Source organism: Brevundimonas sp. A19_0 (genome assembly GCF_017744255.1).
Lineage (GTDB): Bacteria > Pseudomonadota > Alphaproteobacteria > Caulobacterales > Caulobacteraceae > Brevundimonas.
This window is the reverse complement of record NZ_JAGHQP010000001.1, coordinates 375,370-399,081: the sequence shown is the minus strand read 5'-3', so window position 1 is coordinate 399,081 and position 23,712 is coordinate 375,370. Positions and strand designations below refer to the sequence as shown.

Here is a 23,712-nt window from a genome sequence, read left to right as displayed (position 1 = left end):
TCGCCGGGGAAAACGTGGCCGTAACCCTCGCGGTTCCGCTTCACAGATTTCGAGAAGCGTTTTCCGTTGGTCAGGTCGGCTGGAATACTGGGAGTGGCCCTCTGTGCACACACTGTGTGCGCAAGAGGGGGTTCTCAACTCAGTTTATGTCACGCCGCCCAGTTGTCGCGGCCTGATCTATCAAGAATAACTCGGTCTCCGCACGGATCATCTACTGGCATGGCGGGGGGTGGGGCAAAATTGCTGCACTACCCTCGATTCTTGCGAATCAACCCTATTTGCGCCACAGTGCCTATGTTAAAGGCGCGTCCCCGACGATCGGCGGACTGCCGGTGCGTCGGCCTCGTCGTGTGCGTGGTTTCGCCTGAATCCCCGCAGACTGACAGACTACCTAAGGGGCGGCATTGCGCCCTGCGGACCTGGATTGAGCCTTTGTCATCGCCCCTGTCGCCCCGGACTGCCGACACCAATTCTGCGCGCTCACGCGTGACGCCCGGTGTCGCGGCGGCCCTGGTTGGAGGCCTGTTCGGTCTCACGATCGGTGTTGCCTATCTCGGGGGTACAATGGCCAAGGCCACGACCCTGCGTGCCCAGGCCGTGCGCCTGGACGGCGCCGCGTCGGCCGGCTTCACGGAAGAGGCCATGGTGGCCGCGGCCGGCGGTCTGGACGCCAGCGCGCTCGCCATCGCCCGTCGCCACGATCCCTATACTGTCGCCGGTCCCAGCCGTCGCGACCGTCAGGCTGAACTGCTGACCGCCCGTCTGGAACAGCTGCGCCCGGCCGCGCCGTCGGGCATGCCCGGCCTGCGCCTCGCCTCGACCGGCCCGGCGCATCCGGCGGCCTCGCCCTTCCGCCTCGGCAATGCGCTGGACGCCAGTCGCGATCTCGAATGCCTGACCCAGGCGGTCTACTACGAAGCGCGCGGCGAAGGTCGTGACGGCATGAAGGCGGTCGCCCAGGTCGTGATCAACCGTGCCCGTCACCCGGCCTTCCCCAAGACCATCTGCGCCGTCGTCTTCCAGGGTGCCGGTCGCCGCACCGGCTGCCAGTTCAGCTTCACCTGCGACGGCTCCATGCGTCGCGGTGTGAACCGGGGCGCCTGGAACCGCGCCCGCCAGGTCGCGAGCGAAGCCCTGTCCGGCTCGGTCTATGCTCCGGTCGGCAATGCCACCCACTTCCACACCACGGGCGTCAGCCCGCGCTGGCGCTCCTCGCTGATCCGCGTCAGCCAGGTCGGCGATCACGTCTTCTACCGCTTCGGCGGCCGCAGCGGCTCCAGCCGCGCCTTCGCCTATGATCCCGCACCGTCCACCGGCTCGGACGAGCCGCGCCTGATCCAGGCGGGCATGGACCCGAGCGAACCCGTCCGTCAGGTCGGTCAGGCTGTGGCCTATAGCCTGCTGCTGGCCCAGGAAGGCCGCACCGAGGATGACGTCCGCGCCCAGGCGGCTCCGGAGACGGCGGCTCCGGCCCCGGCGGCCCCCCGTCCGCAAGGGCAGGCGGCGACCCGTCCGGCAGCTCAGGCTGGCGCCGTCCCGGTTCCGGCCGAGGCCCCCGCGCGTCGTCCGGCCGCGCCGGCGCCCCGCGACAGTGTCCCGGCCGCTGCAACTGGGGTGTCGACCGAGAGCTGATCGGGCCTCAGACGGCGTCCAGCCCGATGTCGAGATTGGGCACGGAGTGCGTCAGCGCTCCGACCGAGATGACGTTCACCCCGGTCTCCGCGATCGCGCGCACGGTCTCGAGCGTTACCCCGCCCGAGGCTTCGAGCGTCACGCGCTGGCCGGCGCGCGCCACCGCCTCGCTGAGGTCGGTCAGGCTGAAGTTGTCCAGCATGATCACATCGGGTCCTTCGGCCAGGGCCGCGTCCAGCTGATCCAGCCCGTCGACCTCGACCTCGACCTTCATCAGGTGTCCGGCATGGACCCGGGCCCGGCGCACGGCCTCTCCCACCCCGCCGCATACGGCCACGTGGTTGTCCTTGATCAGGATGGCGTCATCCAGACCGAAGCGGTGGTTCAGCCCGCCGCCACAGGCCACGGCATGCTTTTCAAGCGCGCGCAGGCCGGGCGTGGTCTTGCGTGTATCCGCGATCCGGGCGCCGGTCCCCTCGACGGCCTGCACATAGGCACGGGTCTGGGTGGCGATCCCGCACAGTCGTCCCAGCAGGTTCAGCGCCGTGCGCTCGGCGGCCAGAATGGCCCGGGCCTGTCCTTCAACCGAAATCAGGGTGTCGCCGGCCGAGAAGGCCTCGCCCTCCGGAACCCGGACCGAAATCGTCGCCTGCGGGTCCAGCGCGGTGATGGCCAGCCGCACACAGGCGCCGCCGGCCATGACGCCGTCCGCGCGCGCGGCGAAGACGGCCTTCAGCCGCGCATCCTCGGGAATGCAGGCAGCGGCTGTCACGTCTCCCGCCCGTCCAAGGTCCTCGGCCAGGGCGGCGGTCACGACCGGCTGGATCAGGATGTCGGGCAGGGCAGGGCGCATTCCGGACGGGTCCTCTATTCGGCGGCCAGCACGGGCGCTGCCGACTGTTCGGTCTGCCGGACCAGCCGGCTGTGCCGCGCGGGGGTCAGGGTGTCGGGATAGTCGCGGCGATAGTGGCCCCCGCGGCTCTCCTCACGGCCCAGCGCCGCCTCTACCACCAGCCGGGCCGCGACCAGCGGCAGGGCATCGGGATACGCCCCATCCAGCGTGCTCAGGCAGTCCAGCGCGGTCGACAGTCCGGCCCGGTCCCTGACCACGCCGACGTACCGGTCCATCACGTCGCGTAACGCGTCCAGTCCTGCCTCGGGCAGGGGCTCCCCGGCGAGCAGCGTCAGGGCGCGGCTGTCACCGGCCGTTTCCCGGCGGGCTGCCTGTCCGGCCCGTCGTCCGAACGCCGCCGCCTCGAGCAGGGAGTTGGAGGCCAGCCGGTTCGCCCCGTGCACCCCGGTCGCCGCGCACTCGCCGACGGCATAAAGGCCGGCCAGCGTGGTCCGCCCGTCCGCATCGGCGGCGATGCCTCCCATGTGATAGTGGGCCGCCGCAACGACGGGGATGGGCGCCTGGCGCGGGTCCAGTCCCATGCGCATGCAGGCGGCGAAGACGGCCGGGAAGTCCGTCGGGAAGGCCTCGCCGATCGCCCGGGTCGCATTGAGGAAGGCGCCCCGTCCGTCCATCTCGGCGGCAAACACGGCGCGCGCCACCTGATCCCGGGGGGCGAGGTCGGCGCTGTCGTCATCGCCGAGCAGATAGGCCCCCGTCCGGTCGACCAGTCGCGCGCCTTCGCCCCTGAGCGCTTCGGTTGCCAAGGGCAGCGGCGAAATCAGCGGGCTGTCCGGCCCGGCCACCGTCAGGCGGATGGCCGTCGGATGGAACTGCACGAATTCGGGGTCGAGGATCTCGGCCCCGGCCATCCAGGCCAGCGCCATGCCCTCGCCTTGCAGGGCGCCCGGTGTGGTGGTGCGGGCATAAAGTCCGCCGATCCCGCCGGTCGCCAGGATCACGGCCGGGGCCAGAACCCGCACCTTGCGGGTGCCGCGCTGCAGGATGGCGCCCCGGATCCGCCCGGTCTCGTCCTGCACCAGACCGGTCAGCCGGGCATCGTCCCAGACGCTGACATGAGCGCTGGCGCGCACCGCCGTCACCAGCGCCGACAGGATCGCCCGGCCTGCGCCGTCGCCGCCGACCCGGGCCACCCGGGCGCGAGAGTGCGCGGCCTCGCGGCTGAGGTGATAGGTGCCGTCCGCGCCCCGGTCGAAGGGGGCTCCCAGCTGGTCCAGCCACTGGATCGTCGCGCGGGCGTCCTCGGTCAGGGCCCGCGCGCGTTCGGCCTCCACCAGCCCCGCGCCCGCCTCCACCGTGTCCTCGGCATGCAGGGTCGCGCTGTCGTCGATTGCGAGTGCGGCGGCCATTCCCCCCTGTGCCCAGGCCGAGGCGCAGGCTTCCAGCAGGGGGGAGGGCGTGGCCACGATCACCCTGGCCGGCGCCGCCTCCAGCGCCGCTGAAAGGCCGGCCAGTCCGGCGCCGATGACCAGCGGCCCGTCATGCCGCAGGGTCTTCATCGACCGAAGCCCGCAAAGCGCGCGATCATGTCAAAGGCACCCTGGATGTCGCCGCCTGTGGGGATCAGGAAGGCCGAGGTCGTCACCGCCACACAGGCGATCGTGGTGGCCCCGAACAGGCCGACGCTCATGGCTGCTTCGGACCAGCTCAGCTGCCGTCCCTCGGGCCGCCACCGGCCGCGCTTCAGATGGCCGATCAGGGCGATGGCCAGGAAGGCCGCAAAGATGAAGCTGCCGTTCGAGACACCCCACCACACCACCAGCGCCCCGACCGCGATCATGGCGCCATACTCGACCATGGGATGGATGCGGGCCAGCACCGGGCCGAGCGCCTTGGAGCCGTCCAGCGGCGGGGCCGGGGCCAGATTGACCAGATTGATCAGGCCGATGGCGAACACGCCGTTCAGCCACATCCCCTGACCCGTCCAGAAATAGAGGCCGAGGAACGGGATCGCCGCCAGCAGGCCGAAGGCCGGGCCGGCCAGCGAGACCAACACCCCGTCCCACTCGCTCTTCGGCATGCGCTGGCCGCGCGCCAGCCCGCCCAGGAAGGGGATGATGAAGATCTTCGCCGGACCCATGCCCAGCCGGTTCATGGCCAGCACATGGCCGTACTCGTGCACGAACAGGCCGACAATCGCGGCGACCGCGATCACCCAGCTCTGGCTCAGGTACCAGATGAAGCCGCCCAGCAGCAGGGTCGACAAAAGCCCCCACACCACGCCCTGGCCCTTGTCCTCGGGGGCGGGCGTCGGGCGTGTCTCCGTACGCCCGGCAGGGCGCTCGGGCAGCGACCCCCACGGGCCGGCATAGGGCGGACGGGAGGAGGGGGGGGGCTGGCTCATGGCCTCAATGTGGGCCGGGTGACGCCCAGCCACAATGCGACCAATGCCAACAGTTTCAGGGTACGCGGCTCGATCTTCGCCACCACCCGGGTCGGGGCCACATAGTACATCAGATCAGCTCCACATCGACGTGGTGGCGCGCCCGCACCAGGTCATAGCGCGCGGGCTTTTCGGGCGGGGGCAGGTCGACCATCCGCTGGACCGCGCGCCGCGCGGGCTCGATCAGCGCCCCGGGCACCGTCACCTCGAACTGCATGTTCACCAGACAGTCGCGGATGTTCTCCAGCGTGATGCGTTTCATGTGCGGGCACAGGTTGCACGGGCCGATGAAGCGCGTGTCCGGAGAGTCCGCCGCCACGTTCGAGGCCATCGAGCACTCGGTGATCATCACCACCTGCTTGGGCTTCCGTTGGGTGACATAGTCGCTCATGGCCGCCGTCGAGCCGGCAAAGTCCGAGGCGGCCAGCACCTCCTCCGGGCATTCCGGGTGGGCCAGGATTTCCGCGCCCGGATAGGCCGCGCGCATCTCGGCGATGTCATCGGCGGTAAAGCGCTCGTGCACCTCGCAGCGGCCCTTCCAGGCGATGATGCCCACGTTCGTCTGCGCCGCGACGTTCCGCGCCAGGAATTCGTCGGGGATCAGGATGACGCGGTCGACGCCCCATTCCTTCGCCGCCCACTCGACCACCTGCACCGCATTGGCGCTGGTGCAGCAGATGTCGGTCTCGGCCTTCACATCGGCCGTGGTGTTCACATAGGTGACGACCGGCAGGCCCGGATAGCGCGCCTTGATCAGCCGCACATCCGCCCCGGTGATCGAGGCCGCCAGCGAGCACCCGGCCCTGAGGTCGGGGATCAGTACCGTCTTGTCGGGGCTCAGGATCTTGGAGGTCTCGGCCATGAAGTGCACACCGGCCTGCACGATCACCTTCGCCTTGGACTTGGCGGCTTCCTTGGCCAGTCCCAGACTGTCGCCGACATAGTCGCCGACGCCGTGGAAGATGTCGGGCGTCATATAGTTGTGGGCCAGGATGACGGCGTTTCGCTCAACCTTCAGCCGGTTGATCTCGACGATCAGCTCGGCCTGCGCCGGCCATTCCAGCGGCGTGACATGATCGCGCACCCTGCGCCAGATCGCGGCCGTCGCCCGCTCGGTTTCCGGGGACAGTCCAAAGGCGCCGTCGGCCATCTCTCTCTCCTTTTGCTCAATGTGAGCAAATATGAGGCCCGAAACAGGACGGCGGGATCGCCCCGGCCGCCCTCCTTATGCTCAATCTTAGCATAAGTCGGTATGAACATAGTCCTTCGGCCGCCGAACGCAAGTGAATCCGTCAGCGTCCGTCGCGCTCCAGCGCCAGCAGCCACTGCTTCCGCGCCAGCCCGCCGGCATAGCCGGTCAGGGTGCCGTCACGCCCGATTACCCGGTGGCAGGGCACGATCACGGCGATGGCATTGGCACCGTTCGCCAGCCCGACGGCCCGGACGGCGGTGGGGCGCCCGATGGCCTCGGCCAGCTGGCCATAGGTCCGGGTCTGGCCATGCGGAATGGCGCGCAGCGCCAGCCACACCGACCTCTGGAATTCCGTGCCGCCCGTCTCGATCGGCAGCCGGTCCAGCGCCGTGGCGTCTCCAGCGAAATAGGCCTCGAGCGCCGCCCGGACCGGTCCGGTCTCGCCACCTTCCGACAGGTCCACGGTCCCGTGACGCAGCCGCATCAGCCGGCGCATGCGCGGCTCATAGTCGGCAAAGTCCAGGGCGTGGACCACGCCCTTCGCATCCGTCACGACCAGCAGGGGGCCGAGCGGCGACTCCACCCGGTCCAGCCACAGCTCACGCGCATTTCGCATGATCGGTCTCCTCGTCCATCGTCAGATACAGCGCCGCATAGGCCCGCCAGGGGCGCCAGTTTTCAACCAGCGCCTCGGTGTCCGGATCGGGCCATCGGTCGGCGGGCGCCACGGCCCCATCGTCCAGCACCCACGGTCCTGGCAGGCGAAGACCGGGCCGCGCGGCTACCGTTGGCCCCAACACCGGATCCTCGCCCAGATCGCGCATCAGCGCCTCGGGGTCATGCCCCAGATCGAACACCCGTCGCACCCGCGCCAGCACCCGGGGCAGGGCCTCAAGCCGGTCCGCCTCGACCCGCACCCGCAGGGTGTTTCCCCGGCCTGCTCTCGCCTCGACCCGTCCCTCCGTGCCGTCGTCCTCGCGGTCCAGAGCGCGCGACCAGACGCCGCCCACCACCGTATCGCCCCGCGCGCCCAGCGCGGCCATCAGGGCGTCGAGCTCATAGGGCGGCCGCCAGCTCAGCGACAGCTCGACGCCGGCGCCGGCCTCTTCACCCGCCCCGCGTCGCAGGGCCGATGGCGGCCGGTCATAGAGTGCCTGAAAGGTCTCGTTGAAGCGCCGCACGCTGCCGAACCCCGAGGCCATGGCCACCTCGGCCATCGGCAGGCGCGTCTGGTGCAGCAGGGCCTTGGCCAGCCGTACCCGCCGGGTCTGGGCCACCGCCACGGGCGAGGCACCCAGATGCGCCCGGAACAACCGCCTCAGGTGCCGCTCGCCCACGCCCAGCCGGTCGCACAGCCGCTCCAGCCCGCCCTCGTCCAGCGCGCCTTCATCGATCATCTGCAGCGCCCGGCTGACGGTATTGGCCGTCCCCCGCCATGCGCCCCCCGTCGCGACCTCTCCGCGCCAGGCGGAATAGTCCGGCGCCGTCTCGGGCCGACAGCGCAGGCAGGGGCGATAGCCCCGGGCCTCGGCCTCCGCGGCGCTCGCGACAAACTCCACATTGGCGAACAGAGGCGTCCGCGCCGGGCACACCGGACGGCAATAGATGCCCGTCGTCGTCACACAGGTGTGGAAGCGGCCGTCGAACCGCGCATCGCGTGCGACGACGGCGCGGTAACAGGCTTCAGCCGACAGGGGGGGCGGGCTCTCCATGCCGGGACCATGCCTCGGCGCCCGTCCCCTGTCTCGCGGTTTTCGGACTCAGACCCTGGTCAACCTCAGGTCCTGATAGTCATAGCTGAAGTCGATGTCGGGGCTCACGCCCTTGACCGTCGCCCGCACCGGCTGGCCGTTCTCCAGCTCGAAGGTGACAAAGGCGTCCTCCTCGCGCTTGTCCGGGAAGCGGGTGCGGAAGGTCTCGCCGTCATAGGGCTCCAGCGGGCCCTGCAGCGCGGGGTTATGGGTGAAGCGCAGCCACAGCTGCACATCCCGCCGCTCGATGACGATGTCCCCGTACCAGGGATCGCGCCACGTCCCGGCATAGGCCGACAGCGGCAGGGACGGCGCCGCCCCCGCAGCCTGTTTCGCGTCGATCTCGACGGCGGCGGCCAGCGACCGCTGGGTCGACTGGGCCTCATAGCGTTTGCTGTCGGCGATCCAGTCAAAGCCGGTCTTGTCCATGACGATGTCGGCGATGCCGCTGCGCAGCGCCCTCAGCAGATAGCTCTCCTCGGCGTTCGAGAAGATGGCAAAGCCGGCGTTCCGGCCGGGCAGCAGCACGGTCGCCGAAATCCCGCCGGGCGAGCCGCCGCCATGGCTGATCAGCCGCTCGCCGCGATAGTCCTGTACCGCGAGGCCCATGGCATAGGTCGAGGCGATCGACCGCCCCGGCAGCTCGGCCGTCGGCCCGGGCGAAGACGAACTGATGATGTTCGGGCGATACATCTCCCGCGCCGAGGCGTCGGAAAACAGCTGCGACCCGTCGGGCAGTTTGCCATCCGCCAGTCGCACCGCGATCCATTTGGCCCAGTCATGCGGACTCGCGCACAGGCCACCCGCCGCCGCAGCGGAATCCCAGTTCCACACCTCGGCGATACTGTCGGCGATGCGGCTCATCTCGCCCTGATAGCGCAGCGGCGGTCCGACCCGCGCGTGGGGCAGGGCCGACTTCCCCGGATCCGCGCGGGTCGCCATCACGGCCGTGTCGGACATGCCCACGCGGTCCAGAATGCGCGTCTGGACAAAGTCCTCCCACGCCATGCCCGAGGCCGCAGCCAGCACCTCGCCCGCCACCACGAACATCAGGTTGCAGTAATGGTACCGCGCCCGGAACTGGTCCTCGATCGGCACATGGGGGATGGCCGCCATCACCTCGGCGCGCGTCCGGTTACTGTTCGGCCAGAATAGCAGGTCCCCGGCCCCCAGTCCGAAACCCGCCCGGTGGCTCAGTGTATCGCGCACCGTGATCCGCTCGCCGATGAACGGGTCCGACAGGGTAAAGCCGGGCAGATAGGTCCGTACCGGCTCGTCCCACTTCACCTTGCCCTCATCGACCATGATGGCGAGGGCGGCGGCCGTGACATTCTTGGTGTTCGACGCAATGGCGAACAGGGTGTGTTCGTCTGCCCGCCCCGGCCGGTCCATGGCCTTGACGCCATAGCCACGCGTCAGCGCCGCCTCGCCGTCCTTGACCAGTGCGATCCCCAGCGCCGGTTGATCCGGAAAGGCCGCCATACAGCGGATCACATAGGCATCGACCGCCGCCGCCAGCTCCGAATGGTCCCGGGCCGCTTCCTGCGCCCAGGCCTTCATCGGCACGGCCGCAGCCCCCGCACCGGCAAACAGCGCCGACCGGCGCGACAGGGACAGGCTCATGGGGCACTCCTTGGACAACCGCCCGAACGCTAGCCCCCTGCGGCCGCCTTCGCTAGCCCCGGCGCCACCGCTCCAGCTGCTCCAGGATGGCGGCCTCGATCTGGGTGCGGGTAAAGCCGGTCAGGTCATGCCGGCGCCCGTCCTGCCCGCGCCCGGTCAGCCGCCATTCGCTGGCCCGCCGGCCTTCCGGCGCGTTCAGTGCGGAAAAGGCGGGCAGGGCGCGCGACGTCGCCATCAGCGACCAGCGGAAATCGGTCCAGCCCGGATGGTGCACGACCAGATCGGCCCCGGTGTCGGATGTTACGACTTCGGCTGTCTCCATGCCCTCCGCGGTCAGGGCGGCGGCCACCGCCTCCATGGCCGGCAGGCCGTGCCGTTCGATCTGGCGGTCGATATCCTTGCGGCGCGCCGGCGACAGGATGCGTTTGACCTGTTCACCCAGGGGCGGCGTCTCGGTCTCGATCTCGCGCCCCGCAACGTCGGCGTACATCTGTCGTGATAGCCCCACACACAACAGGATCATGATCACCGCAAACGGCAGGGCCGCCACCAGGGTCGCCGCCTGCAAGGCGCCCAGACCGCCCGCCAGCAGCAACAGCGCGGCCGCCAGACCTTCCAGCGAGCACCAGTAGACCCTCTGCCAGCGCGGGGTCTCGTCCGCCCCGCCCGAGGCGATCGTGTCGATCACCAGCGAGCCTGAATCCGCACTGGTGACAAAGAAGACCGCCACCAGCAGCACCGCCAGTGTCGAGGTGATCGCCGTGCCCGGCAGATACTCCAGGAACCGGAACAGCGCCGTCGACAGGTCCGTCTGCACCGCCTGGGTGATCGCGCCCGCCGCCGTGCCCATGTCGATGGCGATGGCCGTATTGCCGAACACCGTCATCCACAAAAAGGTGAAGCCGGTCGGCACCAGCAGCACCCCGGCGGCGAACTCGCGCACCGTCCGCCCGCGCGAGATGCGGGCGATGAACATGCCGACGAACGGCGACCAGGCGATCCACCACGCCCAGTAGAACAGCGTCCAGCTGGCCATCCAGCCGCGCGGCTCATAGGCATAGAGGTTGAAGGTCCGCTCGAAGAAGTGGTCCAGATACAGGCCGAAATTCTGCACCAGCGCCTTCAGCAGAAACCCGGTCGGCCCTGCCACCAGCACGAACAGCATCAGCCCGACCGCGATCACCAGATTGAGCTCGGACAGCCGCCGCACGCCCCGGTCCAGACCGGTCAGCACCGATACGGTCGCGGCCCCCATGACCAGGGCGATCAGCCCCACCTGTACCCACGGGCTGGACGGCAGTCCGGTCAGATAGTTCAGGCCGCTGTTGATCTGGGCCACGCCCAGCCCCAGCGAGGTGGCGATGCCGAACAGGGTCCCGCAGATGGCAAAGATGTCCACCGCGTCGCCGATCGGCCCGTTGATCCGTCGCCCCAGCAAGGGGTGCAGTCCCGACCGCAACGTCAGCGGCAGGCCCTTGCGGTGGGCGAAATAGGCCAGACTCAGCCCCACGACCGCATAGATGGCCCAGGCATGCACCCCCCAGTGGATAAAGGTGATCACCATCCCCTCGCGCGCGGCGGCAAAGGTCCCGGGCGCGGCGTCCGGCGGGGCGGCATAGTGCTGCACCGGCTCGGCCACGGCGAAATACATCAGGCCGATGCCCATCCCGGCCGCAAACAACATGGCCAGCCAGGACAGATAGGGAAAGTCGGGCTCGGCGTCGTCTGGCCCCAGCTTCAGCCGGCCCGTCGGTCCCATGGCCAGCACCAGAACCACCAGCACGAACCCCGCCACCGAGGCCACATAGAACCAGCCGAAGGTGTCGATCACCCAGGCCTGGGCGTGGCTGAACGCATAGTCCGAGGCGCCGGGCGCGATCAGCGCCGCGACCAGCAATATGCCGATGATCAGGCTGGCGCCCCAGAAGACGCGCGGGTTCATTCTTGACTTGAGCATGGGGGACCAGCGTGACCGTTGGCATCCGGTTCCTCAACCCCCTGTCTTTGTGGCCCCCGCCTTTGTGGCCCATTGTCTTTGTGGCAAGGCGGGACGGGGAGGGGCCGATGACACGCACATTCGACATCGCCGTGGTGGGGGCCGGGCCGGCGGGGCTGGCGGCTGCTACCCTGCTGGCGCGCGCCGGGCACCGCGTTGTCGTCCACGAGCGCTTCGATCAGGCGGCCCCTGTGGGCGCGGGCTTCATGCTGCAGCCGACCGGTCTGGCGGTGCTGGACGCCATGGGGCTGACAGGCGAAGTCGAGGCTCTGGCCCAGCCCATAGACCGCCTGTTCGGGCGAGAGGCCCGGCGCGGCCGGATCGTCCTCGACGTCGGCTATGCGGCCCTGTCGCGCCCCCGCCGGGCGCTGGGCGTCCACCGCGCCACCCTGTTCGACGTGCTGCACCGCGCGGCCCTCGACGCCGGCGTGACGGTCGAGACGGGGCAGGAGATCGTGTCCGCGCAGGCCGGCCGCCTGACCGATACCGCAGGCCGCACCGGCCCCGCCTTCGATCTGGTCATCGACGCCTCGGGCGCGCGCTCGGCCATCGCCGCATCGCTCGGCGCCCGCCGGCACGGGCTGTCCTGGGGCGCCCTGTGGGCCACCGTCCGCTGGCCGGGCGCACCCTTCGATCCGCATGCGCTGGAGCAGGTCTATCACGGCGCGGCAAAGATGATCGGCGTCCTGCCCGTCGGTCGCCAGCCCGGCAAGGACCAGCCGCTCGCCACCTTCTTCTGGAGCCTCAAGACGGCCTCATATGACGACTGGCGCGCGGCGGGCCTCGAGGTCTGGAAGGCCGAGGTGCGGACCCTCTGGCCCGAGGTCGCGCCCGTGCTCGAAAGCCTGACCGACCCGGGCCAGCTGACCCTCGCCCGCTACGGCCATCATACGCTCGCCCGCCCGGTCGCCGACCGGCTGGCGGTGATCGGCGACGCCGCCCATTCGACCAGTCCCCAGTTGGGGCAGGGGGTGAATATGGGCCTGCTGGATGCCTTTGCCCTGTCGCAGGCGCTGGCCGTCCATACGGATCTGGATCAGGCGCTCGCCGCCTATGCCGCCGCCCGCCGCTGGCACATCCGCCTCTATCAGGCGCTCAGCCTCGGCTTCACCCCCTTCTATCAGGCCGACGGCCGGCTGCTGCCGTGGGTGCGCGACCATGTGCTGGGCAAGCTGGCCCGCCTGCCGCTGACCGACCGGCTGCTGGCCACCACCGTCTCGGGCCTGCTGCTCGACCCGCGTCCCTGACGCCTTATCGCGTTTCCCAGGCCATCCAGAGCGCGACCAGCAGGATGCCGCCGCCCATCACCGCCCGCGCGGTCCGCCCCTCCAGCCGCCGCAGGACCGGCCCCCCGGCGCCCGCTGCCGTGACCACGATCACCGCGTGGATGGTGGTCGCCACCGCCAGATGCAGCCCGCCCAGCGTCAGCGCCTGCGCCACCGTCGACCCGGCGCCCGGCCGCATGAAGGTCGGCAGCAGGGCGGTATAGAAGACCGCCGCCTTGGGATTGAGCAGATTGGCTACCAGCCCCTTCAGGAACAGGGTCCGGCGCGAGCCCTCGTCCCCGTCTGCCGGACCGCTACCGGCTCCGCGCCACGCCTCCCACGCCAGCCAGACCAGATACAGCACCCCGGCCCAGCGGATGATCTGGAACAGCCACGGCCACTGGATCACCAAGGCGCTGACCCCGGCCACCGCGGCCAGCATCCACGCCGCCAGCCCCAGCGTCACCCCGGCCACCGCCGCCAGCGCCGCCGTCCGGCCCCGTCCGGCCGCGATCAGCGCCAGCCAGCCCATGTTCGGCCCGGGCGTCAGCTCGACCAGCGCCACCGCCAGCAGAAACGGCAGGATCACGGTCGGCTCGAACAGGGACAGCAGGGGCATGGCGGGGGGTCTCCGGCCTCCTGCATAGCTTGCCCGTGCGTGTCTGCCATCCTCCTCTTGCGTTGCGGATCGGCCACACCCATGTCCGGTCCAGCCGGTTGGCGTGTCGCTTGCTACAAGGGCACCGGGCCGGATCTGCCTGATCCAGGGGATGACCACAGATGAATCTCGACCTCTACTCCGACCGCGCCAAATCCGCCGTCCAGGCCGCCCAGTCGCTGGCGCTGGCCCGCCGGCACCAGCAGTTCGCGCCCGAACACCTGCTCAAGGTGCTGCTCGAGGAGCGCGACGGCCTCGCCCGCAATCTGATCACGGCCGCAGGCGGCGATGCCGCCAGGGCCGAGCGCGCCGTCGAAACGGCCCTGTCAAAGCGTGCCCAGGTCTCCGGCGGCTCGGGCCAGCTGTACCTCGACGGCGACACCGCCCGCGTCTTCGCCACGGCCGAGGCCTCCGCCAAAAAGGCGGGCGACCAGTTCGTCACCACCGAGCGCCTGCTCAGCGCCATCGCCAAGGACGGCGGCGTGGCCGCGACCGTGCTCGGCTCGGTCGGCGTGACCCCGGACAAGCTCGAGGCCGCCATCACCGAACTGCGCAAGGGACAGACCGCCGACAGCGCCGGCGCCGAAGACGCCTATGACGCCCTGAAACGCTACGCCCGCGACCTGACCCAGGCCGCCCGCGACGGCAAGGTCGACCCGGTCATTGGTCGCGACGAGGAAATCCGTCGCACCATCCAGGTCCTCGCCCGCCGCACCAAGAATAACCCCGTCCTGATCGGCGAGCCCGGCGTCGGCAAGACCGCCATCGTCGAGGGTCTGGCGCTCCGCATCGTCAACGGCGACGTGCCGGAATCGCTCAAGGACAAGAAGGTCCTGGCGCTGGACATGGGCAGCCTGATCGCCGGCGCCAAATACCGCGGCGAGTTCGAGGAACGCCTCAAGGCCGTGCTGAACGAGGTCGGCGCCGCCGAGGGCCAGATCGTCCTCTTCATCGACGAAATGCACACCCTGGTCGGGGCCGGCAAGGGCGACGGCGCCATGGACGCCTCCAACCTGCTGAAGCCCGCCCTTGCGCGCGGCGAGCTGCACTGCGTCGGAGCCACGACGCTGGATGAGTACCGCAAGCACGTGGAGAAGGACGCGGCCCTCGCCCGCCGCTTCCAGCCCGTCTTCGTCGAGGAGCCGACGGTCGAGGACACCGTCTCCATCCTGCGCGGCCTCAAGGAGAAGTATGAGGTCCACCACGGCGTGCGCATTTCCGACAGCGCCATCGTCGCGGCCGCCACCCTGTCGAACCGCTACATCACCGACCGCTTCCTGCCGGACAAGGCCATCGACCTGGTCGACGAGGCCGCCAGCCGCGTCCGCATGGCCGTGGATTCCAAGCCCGAGGCCCTGGACGAGATCGACCGCCGTCTGGTCCAGCTCAAGATCGAGCGCGAGGCGCTCAAGAAGGAAACCGACACCGGCTCCCGCACGCGGCTGGAGAAACTGGAGTCTGAAATCGACGGACTCCAGGCCGAGTCCGATGACCTCACCAACCGCTGGAAGGCCGAAAAGGAAAAGGTCGGCCAGTCCGCCCAGCTGCGCGAGACGCTGGACCGCCTGCGCGCCGAACTGGTCACCGCCCAGCGGAACGGCGACCTCGGCCGCGCCTCCGAGATCGCCTATGGCCAGATCCCCGGGATCGAGCGCCAGCTGGAAGAGGCCGAGGCCAATGAGGCGGACAAGGCCGGCCCGCTGACCCCCGAGGTCGTCGACGCCGAACAGATCGCCGCCGTCGTCAGCCGCTGGACCGGCGTGCCCGTCGAAAAGATGCTGGAGGGCGAGCGCGAAAAACTGCTCTCCATGGAAGACGCCCTTCGCGCCCGCGTGGTCGGTCAGGAAGACGCCCTCATCGCCGTCTCCGATGCGGTGCGCCGTGCCCGCGCCGGCCTCAACGACCCCAACCGCCCGCTCGGCTCCTTCCTGTTCCTCGGGCCCACCGGCGTCGGCAAGACCGAGCTGACCAGGGCGCTCGCCGAATTCCTGTTCGATGACGAGGCCGCCATCACCCGCATCGACATGTCGGAATATATGGAGAAACACTCGGTCAGCCGCCTGATCGGGGCCCCTCCCGGCTATGTCGGCTATGACGAGGGCGGTGCCCTGACCGAGGCGGTCCGTCGCCGCCCCTATCAGGTCGTCCTGTTCGACGAGGTGGAGAAAGCCCACCCCGACGTCTTCAACGTCCTGCTCCAGGTGCTGGACGACGGTCGCCTGACCGACAGCCAGGGCCGTACCATCGATTTCAAGAACACCCTGATCATCCTCACCTCCAACCTCGGCTCGGCCGCGCTCGCCGACCAGCCCGAGGGTCAGGATGTGGAGGCCGTGCGCCCCGTGGTCATGGAGGCCGTCCGCGCCCACTTCCGGCCCGAGTTCCTGAACCGCATCGACGAGATCGTCCTGTTCCAGCGCCTCGGCCGCGAACAGATGGGCGGCATCGTCCGCATCCAGCTGCAGCGCTTCGAAAAACTGCTGGCCGACCGCCGCCTGACCCTCGCCCTCGACGACACCGCCGCCGCCTGGCTGGCCGACAAGGGCTACGACCCCGTCTACGGCGCCCGCCCCCTGAAACGCGTCATCCAGAAGGAGCTGGTCGACCCGATCGCCCGCAAACTGCTGGCCGGCGAGATCGAGGACGGGTCGGTGATCGGTGTGTCAGCGGGGACCGACGGACTGGAGATCGGCAAGGCGCGGGTGCATTAGGGGCATTCGAAGAGCACAAGGCTCTCACGATATACGCTTGGCCCACTACGTTAGCTGGTGTCCTTGCCTAACCTACGTTCGTAGGGGAAGTTGAGTAGCAACGTTATCGTCAGGGGACGGGCGTTCTGGGGGGGCAGGATGTCACTGAAGGCTCGGGTAGCGCTACTCGCTCTAGTCGCTCTTGTGGAGCTTGCACTCTTGGTGGGGCTTGGGCTGCATCGGCCTGTATCCTCAGAGGCTTGGCTTGCTATCGGATTGGTGACCGCGCTGGTCGTCACAACGTTCGTTGTGGAGCCATTCTTCTCTAAGCCTTCAGATACGCTTGCAACCTCGCTCCTCACGATCGGGGTCTGGTTCTCGTTGCGAGAGCTAGCCACGCAGAACGGATGGCTTTTCGTCCTCGTTGCGGTCGGGCTGGGTGCGTTAGCAGCGTCCTCCGCCGCGACGGTGGTGCTGAACAGTTCGGCAGCGCGTGACGGGGACTCGGACTTGGCGCGACGTATTTCTGCGGCCCTGCACGCCGTCCTCTCAAGAGCCACGCCTTCTCGCGTCATTACGTCTACCGCCCTCGTGTGCCTTCCGCTCGTTGTTGTACCAGATGAGCGCCTGACTGCGTTCTGCTTGGTCAGTTGCGCTGCAATAAACACCATGCGCCCCGATGTGGCTTCGCGGGTTGGTGGATTCTTCCGTCGGCGCCCCACAGGGCTGACGCTAGGGACGCTTGAAGCGCTTCGGTCGGATGGCCGGCATTTGGTCAGAGCGTTCCGGCGCGCCCCCACGGTTCTAAGTGCCTGCATCGCCGCGCCGACGGATGAGGGGAGAATAGTCGGGCTCGTGACGCGGACCCTCCGTGCGAATGACCAAGACCTTTTTGAGTTTGTCGAGATGCCGGGCGAGATCGTCCCCCAGTACCTCGCGGGAGGTGGTCCCAAGCGCAACGAAGTGGCTTCTCCGCCGATCGGAGTTGATATCGAGCGCGACGACGTCGTCGGGATTGTCGCACCCCACACAACGATCAGTGCGCTACGATTTCAGACTTTCCCAAGCGTCACTACGCTCTCAGCAGGGGACTTGGTCCATACCGTCGTCGGCGACCGGACCGTCGTTTACCAAGTGACAGACGCGACTCTGGTGGAAGAGCGGGTGTCGGTATTAGACCGCGACACCGAGATCTTCGTTTCCGCTCGTCAGATCGGCTTTTGGTCTGTCGAGCAAGAGCGCTTTGACGCGCACGGATGGCTGCCGGGAATCAATGGCATCATCCGAATAAGGCCATCCCTGCCAGACAACCCTGCTCGACCCGATCAGATCACGCTAGGCGTGCTGCCTGGCACTGACTTTAGCATCAACGTGAATTTCGATGACCTCATCACCCACCATTGCGCTGTTCTGGGCGTCACAGGGACCGGAAAGTCCGTATTCGTCAGAAAGTTCATCAGGGATTTGGTGGCCAAAGGCGCTCGTTGCATTTGCGTCGATCTGACCGGTGAATACGCCAAATATTTTGGCCAAGAATCCAAACCGCTTGTGAATCCGGAAACCGACGAAGCGATTGCTCGATGCATCGCTTGGCTTGTGAAAGAAGAGGCGGAGTTTGCGAACAAGAGAGACCGAGCGGGCATTGCAAAATGCAAGTCTACCATCACCGAGCATTTCAAATCGTCTATAAAAACATTCCTCGATAGCGACAAGAGGATCGCAGTTATGGGGGTTGCCGACCTTGATAGCTCATCAGAGAACGTAGAATACTTGCGTTGGTTTTCCACGACATTGTTTGGAATGGCGAAGTCCGGGGAGATTGACGGGCGATTGTCTCTCGTTTTGGAAGAGGCACATACGATCGTGCCTGAAACGGCCTTCCTGACTTCCCAAGATGGGCGGACGAAGGGCCTCGTGAACAGCATAGCGCAAATAGCGCTTCAGGGAAGAAAGTATGGCATTGGTCTTATAGTCGTAGCTCAGAGGACTGCCAATGTATCAAAAACTATACTTACTCAGTGCAACACTATTATCGCTTTTCGCCAGTTCGACCGAACGAGCTTCGATTTCTTAGGGAGTCTGCTCGGAGAGGACTCAGCCAAGGTATTGCCGACGCTTCGCGCGCGTCATGCCTATATTTCGGGGAAGGCGCTCACGTCCTCTAATCCGTTGATCTTCCAAGTCCCGGAGATTAACGACTGACGCCCTTCGGCTCTGGGGCCCACGATTCCCACCCCCCGCACCGCCTCCGCCGCCACGGCATCCGTCCAGGCCTGTTTGCAGGCGGTGTAGGCGGCGCTGTCGTCGGGGTGGAGGGCGGCGCAGCGGGCCTTTTCCTGCGCATAGGCCTCCGCCGTGGCCGGCTCGGCGCGCAGGCGGTCGCGGAAGGCGAGGTGCCAGGTGATGGCCGGGTCTCCGGACGCATAGACATGCAGGTGCGCGACGCGGGTGCCGGTCGCCGGATCGTCACGGGTGAAATAGCGCCGCCCCACAAGCCCGTTCTCGCCCCGCCAGCGCCAGCCCAGGGCGGCAAGCGACGCCTGCGCGCCCTCGACCGCCTCCAGCGCCTCGACCTCGGCCAGCAGGTCGATCACCGGCTTGGCCGGAATCCCGGGAATGGCCGTCGAGCCCATGTGGTGCACCGCCCGGAACACCCCCGCCCCCGCCGCCCGCACCCCGGCCCCCAACGCCTCCGCCTGCGCGGCCCACGCGGGATCATGGGAAACAAGCACAACGGGTCTGGGCATGGGCCATGTTCCCGACGGGGCAGGGGGCGGTCAAGCCCAGCGTGACCCTCTCCCGATGGGAGAGGGCTTGAGCGCCCGCGCGCGAAGCGGGCGGCCTTGCGCGAAAGGGTGAGGGGCGAGGGTGGCCGTCGGCGTGAGCCGCGGCACCGGCGCTACGACGGCTCACGCCGAAGGCCACCGCCGACCCTCATCCGACCGCTTCGCGGCCACCTTCTCCCAACGGGAGAAGGATCAGGAGTTTACAGCCCCAGCGCCTTCGCCTGCTCCCGGATGGCCGCGTCGATGCGCGCCGGTTCGGCCAGCGCCTGATCGTTGGTGAACCGCACGACGGTCCAGCCCAGCGCCTCGATGGCCTGCTGGCGGATGTGATCGTTCAGCACGACGTCATCGCGCCCGTGCACCCCGCCGTCGATCTCGATGACCAGCCGCAGGGGGATGCAGGCAAAGTCGACCACATAGGGCCCGACCGGATGCTGGCGCCGGACCTTCCATCCATCAATGGCCCCACCCCGCAGCCGTGCCCAGATTCGCGCCTCCGCCATGCCGCCGCGCTGGCGCAATGCCCGGCCGAGCGGGGTCAGCCGCCCGGCGGTCATCCGTGCAACTCGCCGCTCATGCCGCGCCTCTTCCTCAACGCCTCCCCCCAATCTTATCAGCACACCTTCCGGCCGTGTTAGGCTGCCGGACCTCGCTGCCCCCACCCGGACCCATCAAGACCATTCAGACGATTCAGACGGTATTTTTCACGGTCTGAATTCCCGCTCCCCCGCCGACCCGTTTCAGACGATTCAGACTATTCAGACGGTCTTTCTCGCCACTCACCACTCACCACTCAAACCCATGCACCACCTCTTCATCGACGCCGACGCCTGCCCCGTGAAGGAGGAGTGTTTCCGCGTGGCCGAGCGGGTAGGGTTCAAGGCCCTTGTCGTCTCGAACGGCTGGATCAACCTGCGCCGCGCGCCCTTTATCGAGCAGGTGGTGGTCGATGCCGGGCCCGATGTCGCCGATGACTGGATCGCCGAACGGGCGGGGCCCGGCGACATTGTGGTGACCTCCGACATTCCGCTGGCCGACCGCTGTCTCAAGGCCGGGGCCCAGGCGCTCCGGCCCAACGGCACGGCCTTCACCCCTGACTCGATCGGCTCGGCCCTGGCCGGGCGCTCGATCGGCGAGCACCTGCGCGGCATGGGGGTCGAGACCTCGGGCCCGCCGCCGTTCTCGGCGCGCGACCGCTCCAACTTCCTGCAGGCGCTGGACCGGGCCGTGGTCGTGGCCAAACGGGCGGGGGGCTAGGTGCGCGCCAGAATGGCCGTCAGCGAGCCGTCGCTTTCCAGTATGACCACCTCGGCCTCGGCCAGGGTCCGGCCGCCGGCGTCGCGGACGGCGCTGGTGGCCTCGTCCTCGGTGACGCGCTCGCGCCGCAGCACCTCGGGCAGGGGCCGGCCGTCGCGGACCAGCACTGTCGGCTCGGACCGCACGCCCTCGCGCAGCCAGCGGAAGCGCACCGACGACCAGGTCACGAGGAACTGCAGGGCGATCAGGCTGGCCAGCGCGACCAGCCCCTCGGCGAGGGCCACGTCCTTGTTCAGCAGGGTCGTCGCCAGGATCGACCCCAGCGCCACCGTGACCACCAGGTCAAAGGCGTTCAGCTTGGACAGGGTCCGCTTGCCCGAAATCCGGAGGAACAGCACCAGCCCGACATAGGCCAGCACCGCGACCACGGCCGTGCGGGCCAGCCCGCTCCAGCCCTGAAACAGCATGTCCATCCAGTTCATCGTGCTCTCCCGCAGGCGGCATCGCCCGGGGGGACAACAACCCGCAGGCCGGAGGGTTCAGTTGAGCAGGGCGGTGGAGGCGGCTTCCAGCTCGGTCTCGAGCCGCGTCATGAACTCGGCCCGCTTCAGCCCGGGCGGGATGGGGGGCAAGAACTCATAGACCACGGTGCCGGGGGTGCGGCGGAACCCGTGGGCCGGCCAGTGCTGGCCCGCATTGGTCGCCATGGGCACGCAAGGGCAGTCCAGGTCGCGGTACAGGGCGGCGATCCCGGGCTTGTAGTCCGGCGCCGCGCCGGGCGCGGTGCGGGTGCCTTCGGGGAAGATCAGCACCTGCCGGCCTTCGTCGCGGCGCTCGCGGGCCTGCCGGACCATGCCCTTCAGCGCCGCCGCATGGGCCGAGCGGTCCACCGCGATCATGTTGGTCCGGGCCGCGAACCAGCCGAAGAAGGGCAGGACCATCAGCTCCTTCTTCATGACGAAGCAGGGGTTGGACAGGAAGGTGAAGGGGGCGATCACGTCCAGCATGCCCTGATGCTTGCCCGCGATCAGGGCGGGACCGTCGGGCCGGTGCTCCAGGCCCCGCACCTCGACCCCGACCCCGCACAGGGCACGCAGGCCGAACAGCACGAACCGGGCCCAGCCCTTGATCACCCCCATCGACGCCCCCGAGCCGAACAGCAGCACCGGCGACAGCAGGAGGGCGAAGATCGCCATCGACAGGTACAGCCAGGCGACGAACAGCAGGGAGCGGACGGTGGTCACCTAGCGGGCCTTCTTCGCGGCTTCCTCGGCCACGCCCTGCACGGCATCGGCCGAGCGGTCACCGCTGATGCGCCGCACGCCCTCGCGCACCATGACCGTCAGATACTTCATGTATTCCAGCGTCATGCGCCGGGCCGTCACCGCCGCCCGCCACCAGCCGCGGTCGTCCAGCTCGGGCGTCTTGACGGCATAGGGGGTCAGCTCGACCCCCGGCAGGGCGCTGCGGATCTCCATCAGGCTGCGCGGCATGTGATAGTCCGAGGTCACCACGATCAGGCTGTCATAGCCGTGCGACCGCGCCCATCGGCCGATCTCCTGGCCGTTGCCCATGGTGTTCTCGGCCTCGAACCCCAGATCGACGCAGCAGGCGAACAGCCGGGTCGAGCCGGGGGTCACCGCCTTCAGCTCGGACTTCTGCACCTGCCGGTTGACGCCCGAGATCAGCAGCCGGTCGCCCTTGCCGTTCTCCAGCAGGCGGATGGCGGCATCGACCCGCTCCGACGACGGCCCGGTCAGGGCGACGATGGCGTCGGCGGGGGCGGGGTCCCGGGTCGGGGTATAGCTCCGCACCCGGTCGGCAAAGGCAAACAGGCCGACCAGCCACACAAGCGCGAGAATGGCGAGGAGGGCCAGATACCGCATGATGCTTAACTAGCGACCGCCCCGCGCCCTGCCAAGCCAGAGCCGGACCGACAGGCGCCCGGCCACGACAGCCAGTGTCGCCATGGCCACGGGCACGGGCAGGACCAGCGCCAGATCCTCGATCAGCAGGGGGAACACCTGCCCGATCGTCCCGCCGGGCGGAAACAGGGCCAGCGCCAGTCCGGCCAGCAGGGCCATCAGGGTCGCGGCGGCTCCCGCCAGCGCGGCGTCGCGCCCCAGATGCCACTGGGCAAGGGTGGTCAAGGCGGCGTCATCGGCCCCCGCCAGACGCAGGGCCCGCAAGGTCTCTGCCCGGCTCTCGACGGCCTGCCGGGCGATCAGCACGCCTGCCGTGGCCGTCAGCAGGACGGCGATCCCGGCGGCCAGCGCCGTCAGGATGCGCAGGGTCCGGGCCGCGGCCGTGAAACTGTTCCGCCACAGGCTGTGGTCGTCGACGGTGCCGTCCACTCCCGCCTCGGCCAGCGCCCGGTTCAGGCTGATGGCGCTGGCGGGTTCGCGCGGGTCGAGGCGCAGCCGTACCAGTTGCGGCAGGGGCAGGGTCGCCAGATCGGCTTCGCCCAGCCAGGGCCTCAGCAGGGCCTCGGCCTCGGACCGGTCAAGGGCCACGGCTTCCTCCACGCCCCGCACGCCCGAGAGGGCTTCGGCACCCCGCGCCGCCGCGGTCGCGCCGGTCTCGTCGGCGCGCGGACGGATCAGGGCCGTGGCCTCGTGCGTCACCGCGCTGGCCCAGTCGCCCGCCGCCCGGCTGGCCCCGACATGGGCCAGAATCAGCAGCGCGCTCAGCAGGCCGAGCACGGTCAGCACCACCAGACCCAGCCGGCGGGTGGTGCCCCCGTCCGGCCACAGATCCGGTCCGCTCAACAGGGCCGGCCGCTTCATGATGCGCCCTCGCCACCGGTCAGACGCCCGGCCTCGAGATGCAGGCGCCGATCCCCCTTGCGCGCCTCGCTGCCCGGGCCGTCCCCGTCGCGGGTCAGGATGACGGTGGTCCCCTGTCGGTTCAGGGTCCGCAGCAGGCCCAGCATGCGCTTCGCCGACGCGGCATCCAGCCCGGCCAGCGGCTCATCGGCCAGAATCAGGTCCGGCCCCGTCATCATGGCCCGGGCCAGCGCCACCAGACGCCGCTCGGCGCGCGACAATGTGTCTGCCCGGCGCCCGGCTTCGCTCGTCAGTCCGACGAACGCCAGCATGGCCTCAAGGTCCGCCTCGCGCCCGTCCGGCGACTGGCCCGTGACCCTCAGGGTGACGGCCAGATTGTCGGCCACGCTGAGATGGCCGACCAGCGGATCATCCTGGGCGATCAGCCCGATCCGGCGGCGCAGGGCCCGGGCCTCGCTCCGCGGCAATCGCTCGGGATCGCTGCCGAACAGCTGCGCCTGTCCGGCATCGGGCCGGACCAGTCCGGCGACCACCATCAACAGCAGTGTCTTGCCCGCCCCCGACCGCCCGGTAAGGAAGTTGAAAGAGCCCCCCGTCACAGTGAGATCGATACCCCGCAAGAGGTCGGGGTGTCCGGCATGGCCGAACGTCACCCCCTTCAGGCGCACCGGCCATTGGTCGGACCGGGCGGGGGCAGCGGTCCGGCCGGACAGGTCAGAGGCGGCGATCGTGCGGGTCACATCGAAAACGGGACTGGGAAACCTGAAGGGCCGGCGGGAC

The 23,712-nt window shown here is 68.9% G+C and carries 21 protein-coding genes; 5 read left to right on the top strand and 16 right to left on the bottom strand.

The genetic code is table 11. The features are described from left to right. Positions 1-564: 564 nt before the first annotated feature. Positions 565-1,632 carry a cell wall hydrolase gene (locus J7346_RS01900; protein ID WP_209117174.1) on the top strand — a complete coding sequence of 356 codons (1,068 nt, stop codon included), beginning with the start codon at positions 565-567 and terminating at the stop codon, positions 1,630-1,632. A 7-nt stretch (positions 1,633-1,639) separates the two neighbouring features. On the opposite strand, the gene nadC is transcribed toward J7346_RS01900, so the two are convergent. The 8 genes from nadC to J7346_RS01860 all read right to left on the bottom strand — a co-directional run bounded on the left by nadC (position 1,640) and on the right by J7346_RS01860 (position 11,436). Next, a complete protein-coding gene (nadC, locus tag J7346_RS01895; RefSeq protein WP_209117172.1) occupies positions 1,640-2,485 on the bottom strand; it encodes a carboxylating nicotinate-nucleotide diphosphorylase in 846 nt (281 codons plus the stop codon). Between the two features lie 14 nt (positions 2,486-2,499). Further along, the gene (locus tag J7346_RS01890; RefSeq protein WP_209117170.1) at positions 2,500-4,044 is read right to left on the bottom strand and encodes an L-aspartate oxidase; all 1,545 of its coding nucleotides are present in this window, start codon (positions 4,042-4,044) and stop codon (positions 2,500-2,502) included. Beyond that, entirely contained in the window at positions 4,041-4,889 is an 849-nt protein-coding gene (locus J7346_RS01885; protein WP_209117169.1) for a site-2 protease family protein, read from the bottom strand. The genes J7346_RS01890 and J7346_RS01885 overlap by 4 nt, the downstream gene beginning before the upstream one ends. Positions 4,890-4,998: 109 nt before the next feature. Then, entirely contained in the window at positions 4,999-6,078 is a 1,080-nt protein-coding gene (gene nadA, locus J7346_RS01880) for a quinolinate synthase NadA (RefSeq protein WP_209117167.1), read from the bottom strand. A gap of 142 nt (positions 6,079-6,220) precedes the next feature. Then, on the bottom strand, positions 6,221-6,736 hold the full coding sequence (locus J7346_RS01875) for a methylated-DNA--[protein]-cysteine S-methyltransferase (protein ID WP_209117165.1): 516 nt from the start codon (positions 6,734-6,736) through the stop codon (positions 6,221-6,223). After that, complete coding sequence (locus J7346_RS01870; protein WP_209117164.1) at positions 6,720-7,832, bottom strand: Ada metal-binding domain-containing protein; 1,113 nt, start codon at positions 7,830-7,832, stop codon at positions 6,720-6,722. Before J7346_RS01870 ends, J7346_RS01875 begins: the two co-directional genes overlap by 17 nt. Before the next feature lie 48 nt (positions 7,833-7,880). After that, complete coding sequence (locus J7346_RS01865; protein WP_209117162.1) at positions 7,881-9,494, bottom strand: serine hydrolase; 1,614 nt, start codon at positions 9,492-9,494, stop codon at positions 7,881-7,883. 52 nt (positions 9,495-9,546) lie between these two features. After that, positions 9,547-11,436 (bottom strand): BCCT family transporter, encoded by a 1,890-nt coding sequence (locus tag J7346_RS01860; protein WP_245157550.1) that lies wholly within the window; start codon positions 11,434-11,436, stop codon positions 9,547-9,549. A gap of 122 nt (positions 11,437-11,558) precedes the next feature. Here J7346_RS01860 and J7346_RS01855 point away from each other — a divergent pair, with 122 nt between their 5' ends. Then, entirely contained in the window at positions 11,559-12,737 is a 1,179-nt protein-coding gene (locus J7346_RS01855; RefSeq protein ID WP_209117158.1) for an NAD(P)/FAD-dependent oxidoreductase, read from the top strand. Positions 12,738-12,741: 4 nt separating this feature from the next. Here J7346_RS01855 and J7346_RS01850 read toward each other — a convergent pair whose 3' ends face one another. Further along, positions 12,742-13,374 carry a LysE family translocator gene (locus tag J7346_RS01850; protein ID WP_209117156.1) on the bottom strand — a complete coding sequence of 211 codons (633 nt, stop codon included), beginning with the start codon at positions 13,372-13,374 and terminating at the stop codon, positions 12,742-12,744. Between the two features lie 161 nt (positions 13,375-13,535). Between J7346_RS01850 and clpB the strand changes: the two genes are divergently transcribed. After that, positions 13,536-16,124 carry an ATP-dependent chaperone ClpB gene (gene clpB, locus J7346_RS01845; RefSeq protein ID WP_209117155.1) on the top strand — a complete coding sequence of 863 codons (2,589 nt, stop codon included), beginning with the start codon at positions 13,536-13,538 and terminating at the stop codon, positions 16,122-16,124. Positions 16,125-16,382: 258 nt separating this feature from the next. Next, the gene (locus J7346_RS01840) at positions 16,383-18,305 is read left to right on the top strand and encodes a DUF87 domain-containing protein (RefSeq protein WP_209117153.1); all 1,923 of its coding nucleotides are present in this window, start codon (positions 16,383-16,385) and stop codon (positions 18,303-18,305) included. Here J7346_RS01840 and J7346_RS01835 read toward each other — a convergent pair. Beyond that, positions 18,236-18,850, bottom strand: coding sequence for a GrpB family protein (locus tag J7346_RS01835; protein WP_209117151.1), 615 nt, complete (start codon positions 18,848-18,850; stop codon positions 18,236-18,238). The genes J7346_RS01840 and J7346_RS01835 overlap by 70 nt on opposite strands. Positions 18,851-19,089: 239 nt before the next feature. Continuing rightward, a complete protein-coding gene (locus J7346_RS01830; protein WP_209117149.1) occupies positions 19,090-19,446 on the bottom strand; it encodes an endonuclease domain-containing protein in 357 nt (118 codons plus the stop codon). Positions 19,447-19,690: 244 nt separating this feature from the next. On the opposite strand from J7346_RS01830, the gene J7346_RS01825 reads away from it, so the two are divergent. Continuing rightward, complete coding sequence (locus J7346_RS01825) at positions 19,691-20,146, top strand: YaiI/YqxD family protein (RefSeq protein WP_209117147.1); 456 nt, start codon at positions 19,691-19,693, stop codon at positions 20,144-20,146. Here the strand turns inward: J7346_RS01825 and J7346_RS01820 are convergent. Genes J7346_RS01820 through J7346_RS01800 form a run of 5 tightly spaced genes read right to left on the bottom strand, consistent with a single transcriptional unit; the run spans position 20,143 to position 23,672 of the window. Continuing rightward, the gene (locus J7346_RS01820) at positions 20,143-20,628 is read right to left on the bottom strand and encodes a YetF domain-containing protein (RefSeq protein WP_245157549.1); all 486 of its coding nucleotides are present in this window, start codon (positions 20,626-20,628) and stop codon (positions 20,143-20,145) included. The genes J7346_RS01825 and J7346_RS01820 overlap by 4 nt on opposite strands. A gap of 57 nt (positions 20,629-20,685) precedes the next feature. Next, positions 20,686-21,390 carry a lysophospholipid acyltransferase family protein gene (locus J7346_RS01815; RefSeq protein WP_209117145.1) on the bottom strand — a complete coding sequence of 235 codons (705 nt, stop codon included), beginning with the start codon at positions 21,388-21,390 and terminating at the stop codon, positions 20,686-20,688. Further along, complete coding sequence (locus J7346_RS01810; protein WP_209117144.1) at positions 21,391-22,032, bottom strand: YdcF family protein; 642 nt, start codon at positions 22,030-22,032, stop codon at positions 21,391-21,393. It lies immediately after the preceding gene. A gap of 9 nt (positions 22,033-22,041) precedes the next feature. After that, positions 22,042-22,932 carry an ABC transporter permease gene (locus J7346_RS01805; RefSeq protein WP_209117142.1) on the bottom strand — a complete coding sequence of 297 codons (891 nt, stop codon included), beginning with the start codon at positions 22,930-22,932 and terminating at the stop codon, positions 22,042-22,044. After that, positions 22,929-23,672: an ATP-binding cassette domain-containing protein gene (locus tag J7346_RS01800; RefSeq protein ID WP_209117140.1), complete on the bottom strand. Its 744-nt coding sequence runs from the start codon at positions 23,670-23,672 to the stop codon at positions 22,929-22,931. The genes J7346_RS01805 and J7346_RS01800 overlap by 4 nt, the downstream gene beginning before the upstream one ends. Between the last annotated feature and the right edge of the window lie 40 nt (positions 23,673-23,712).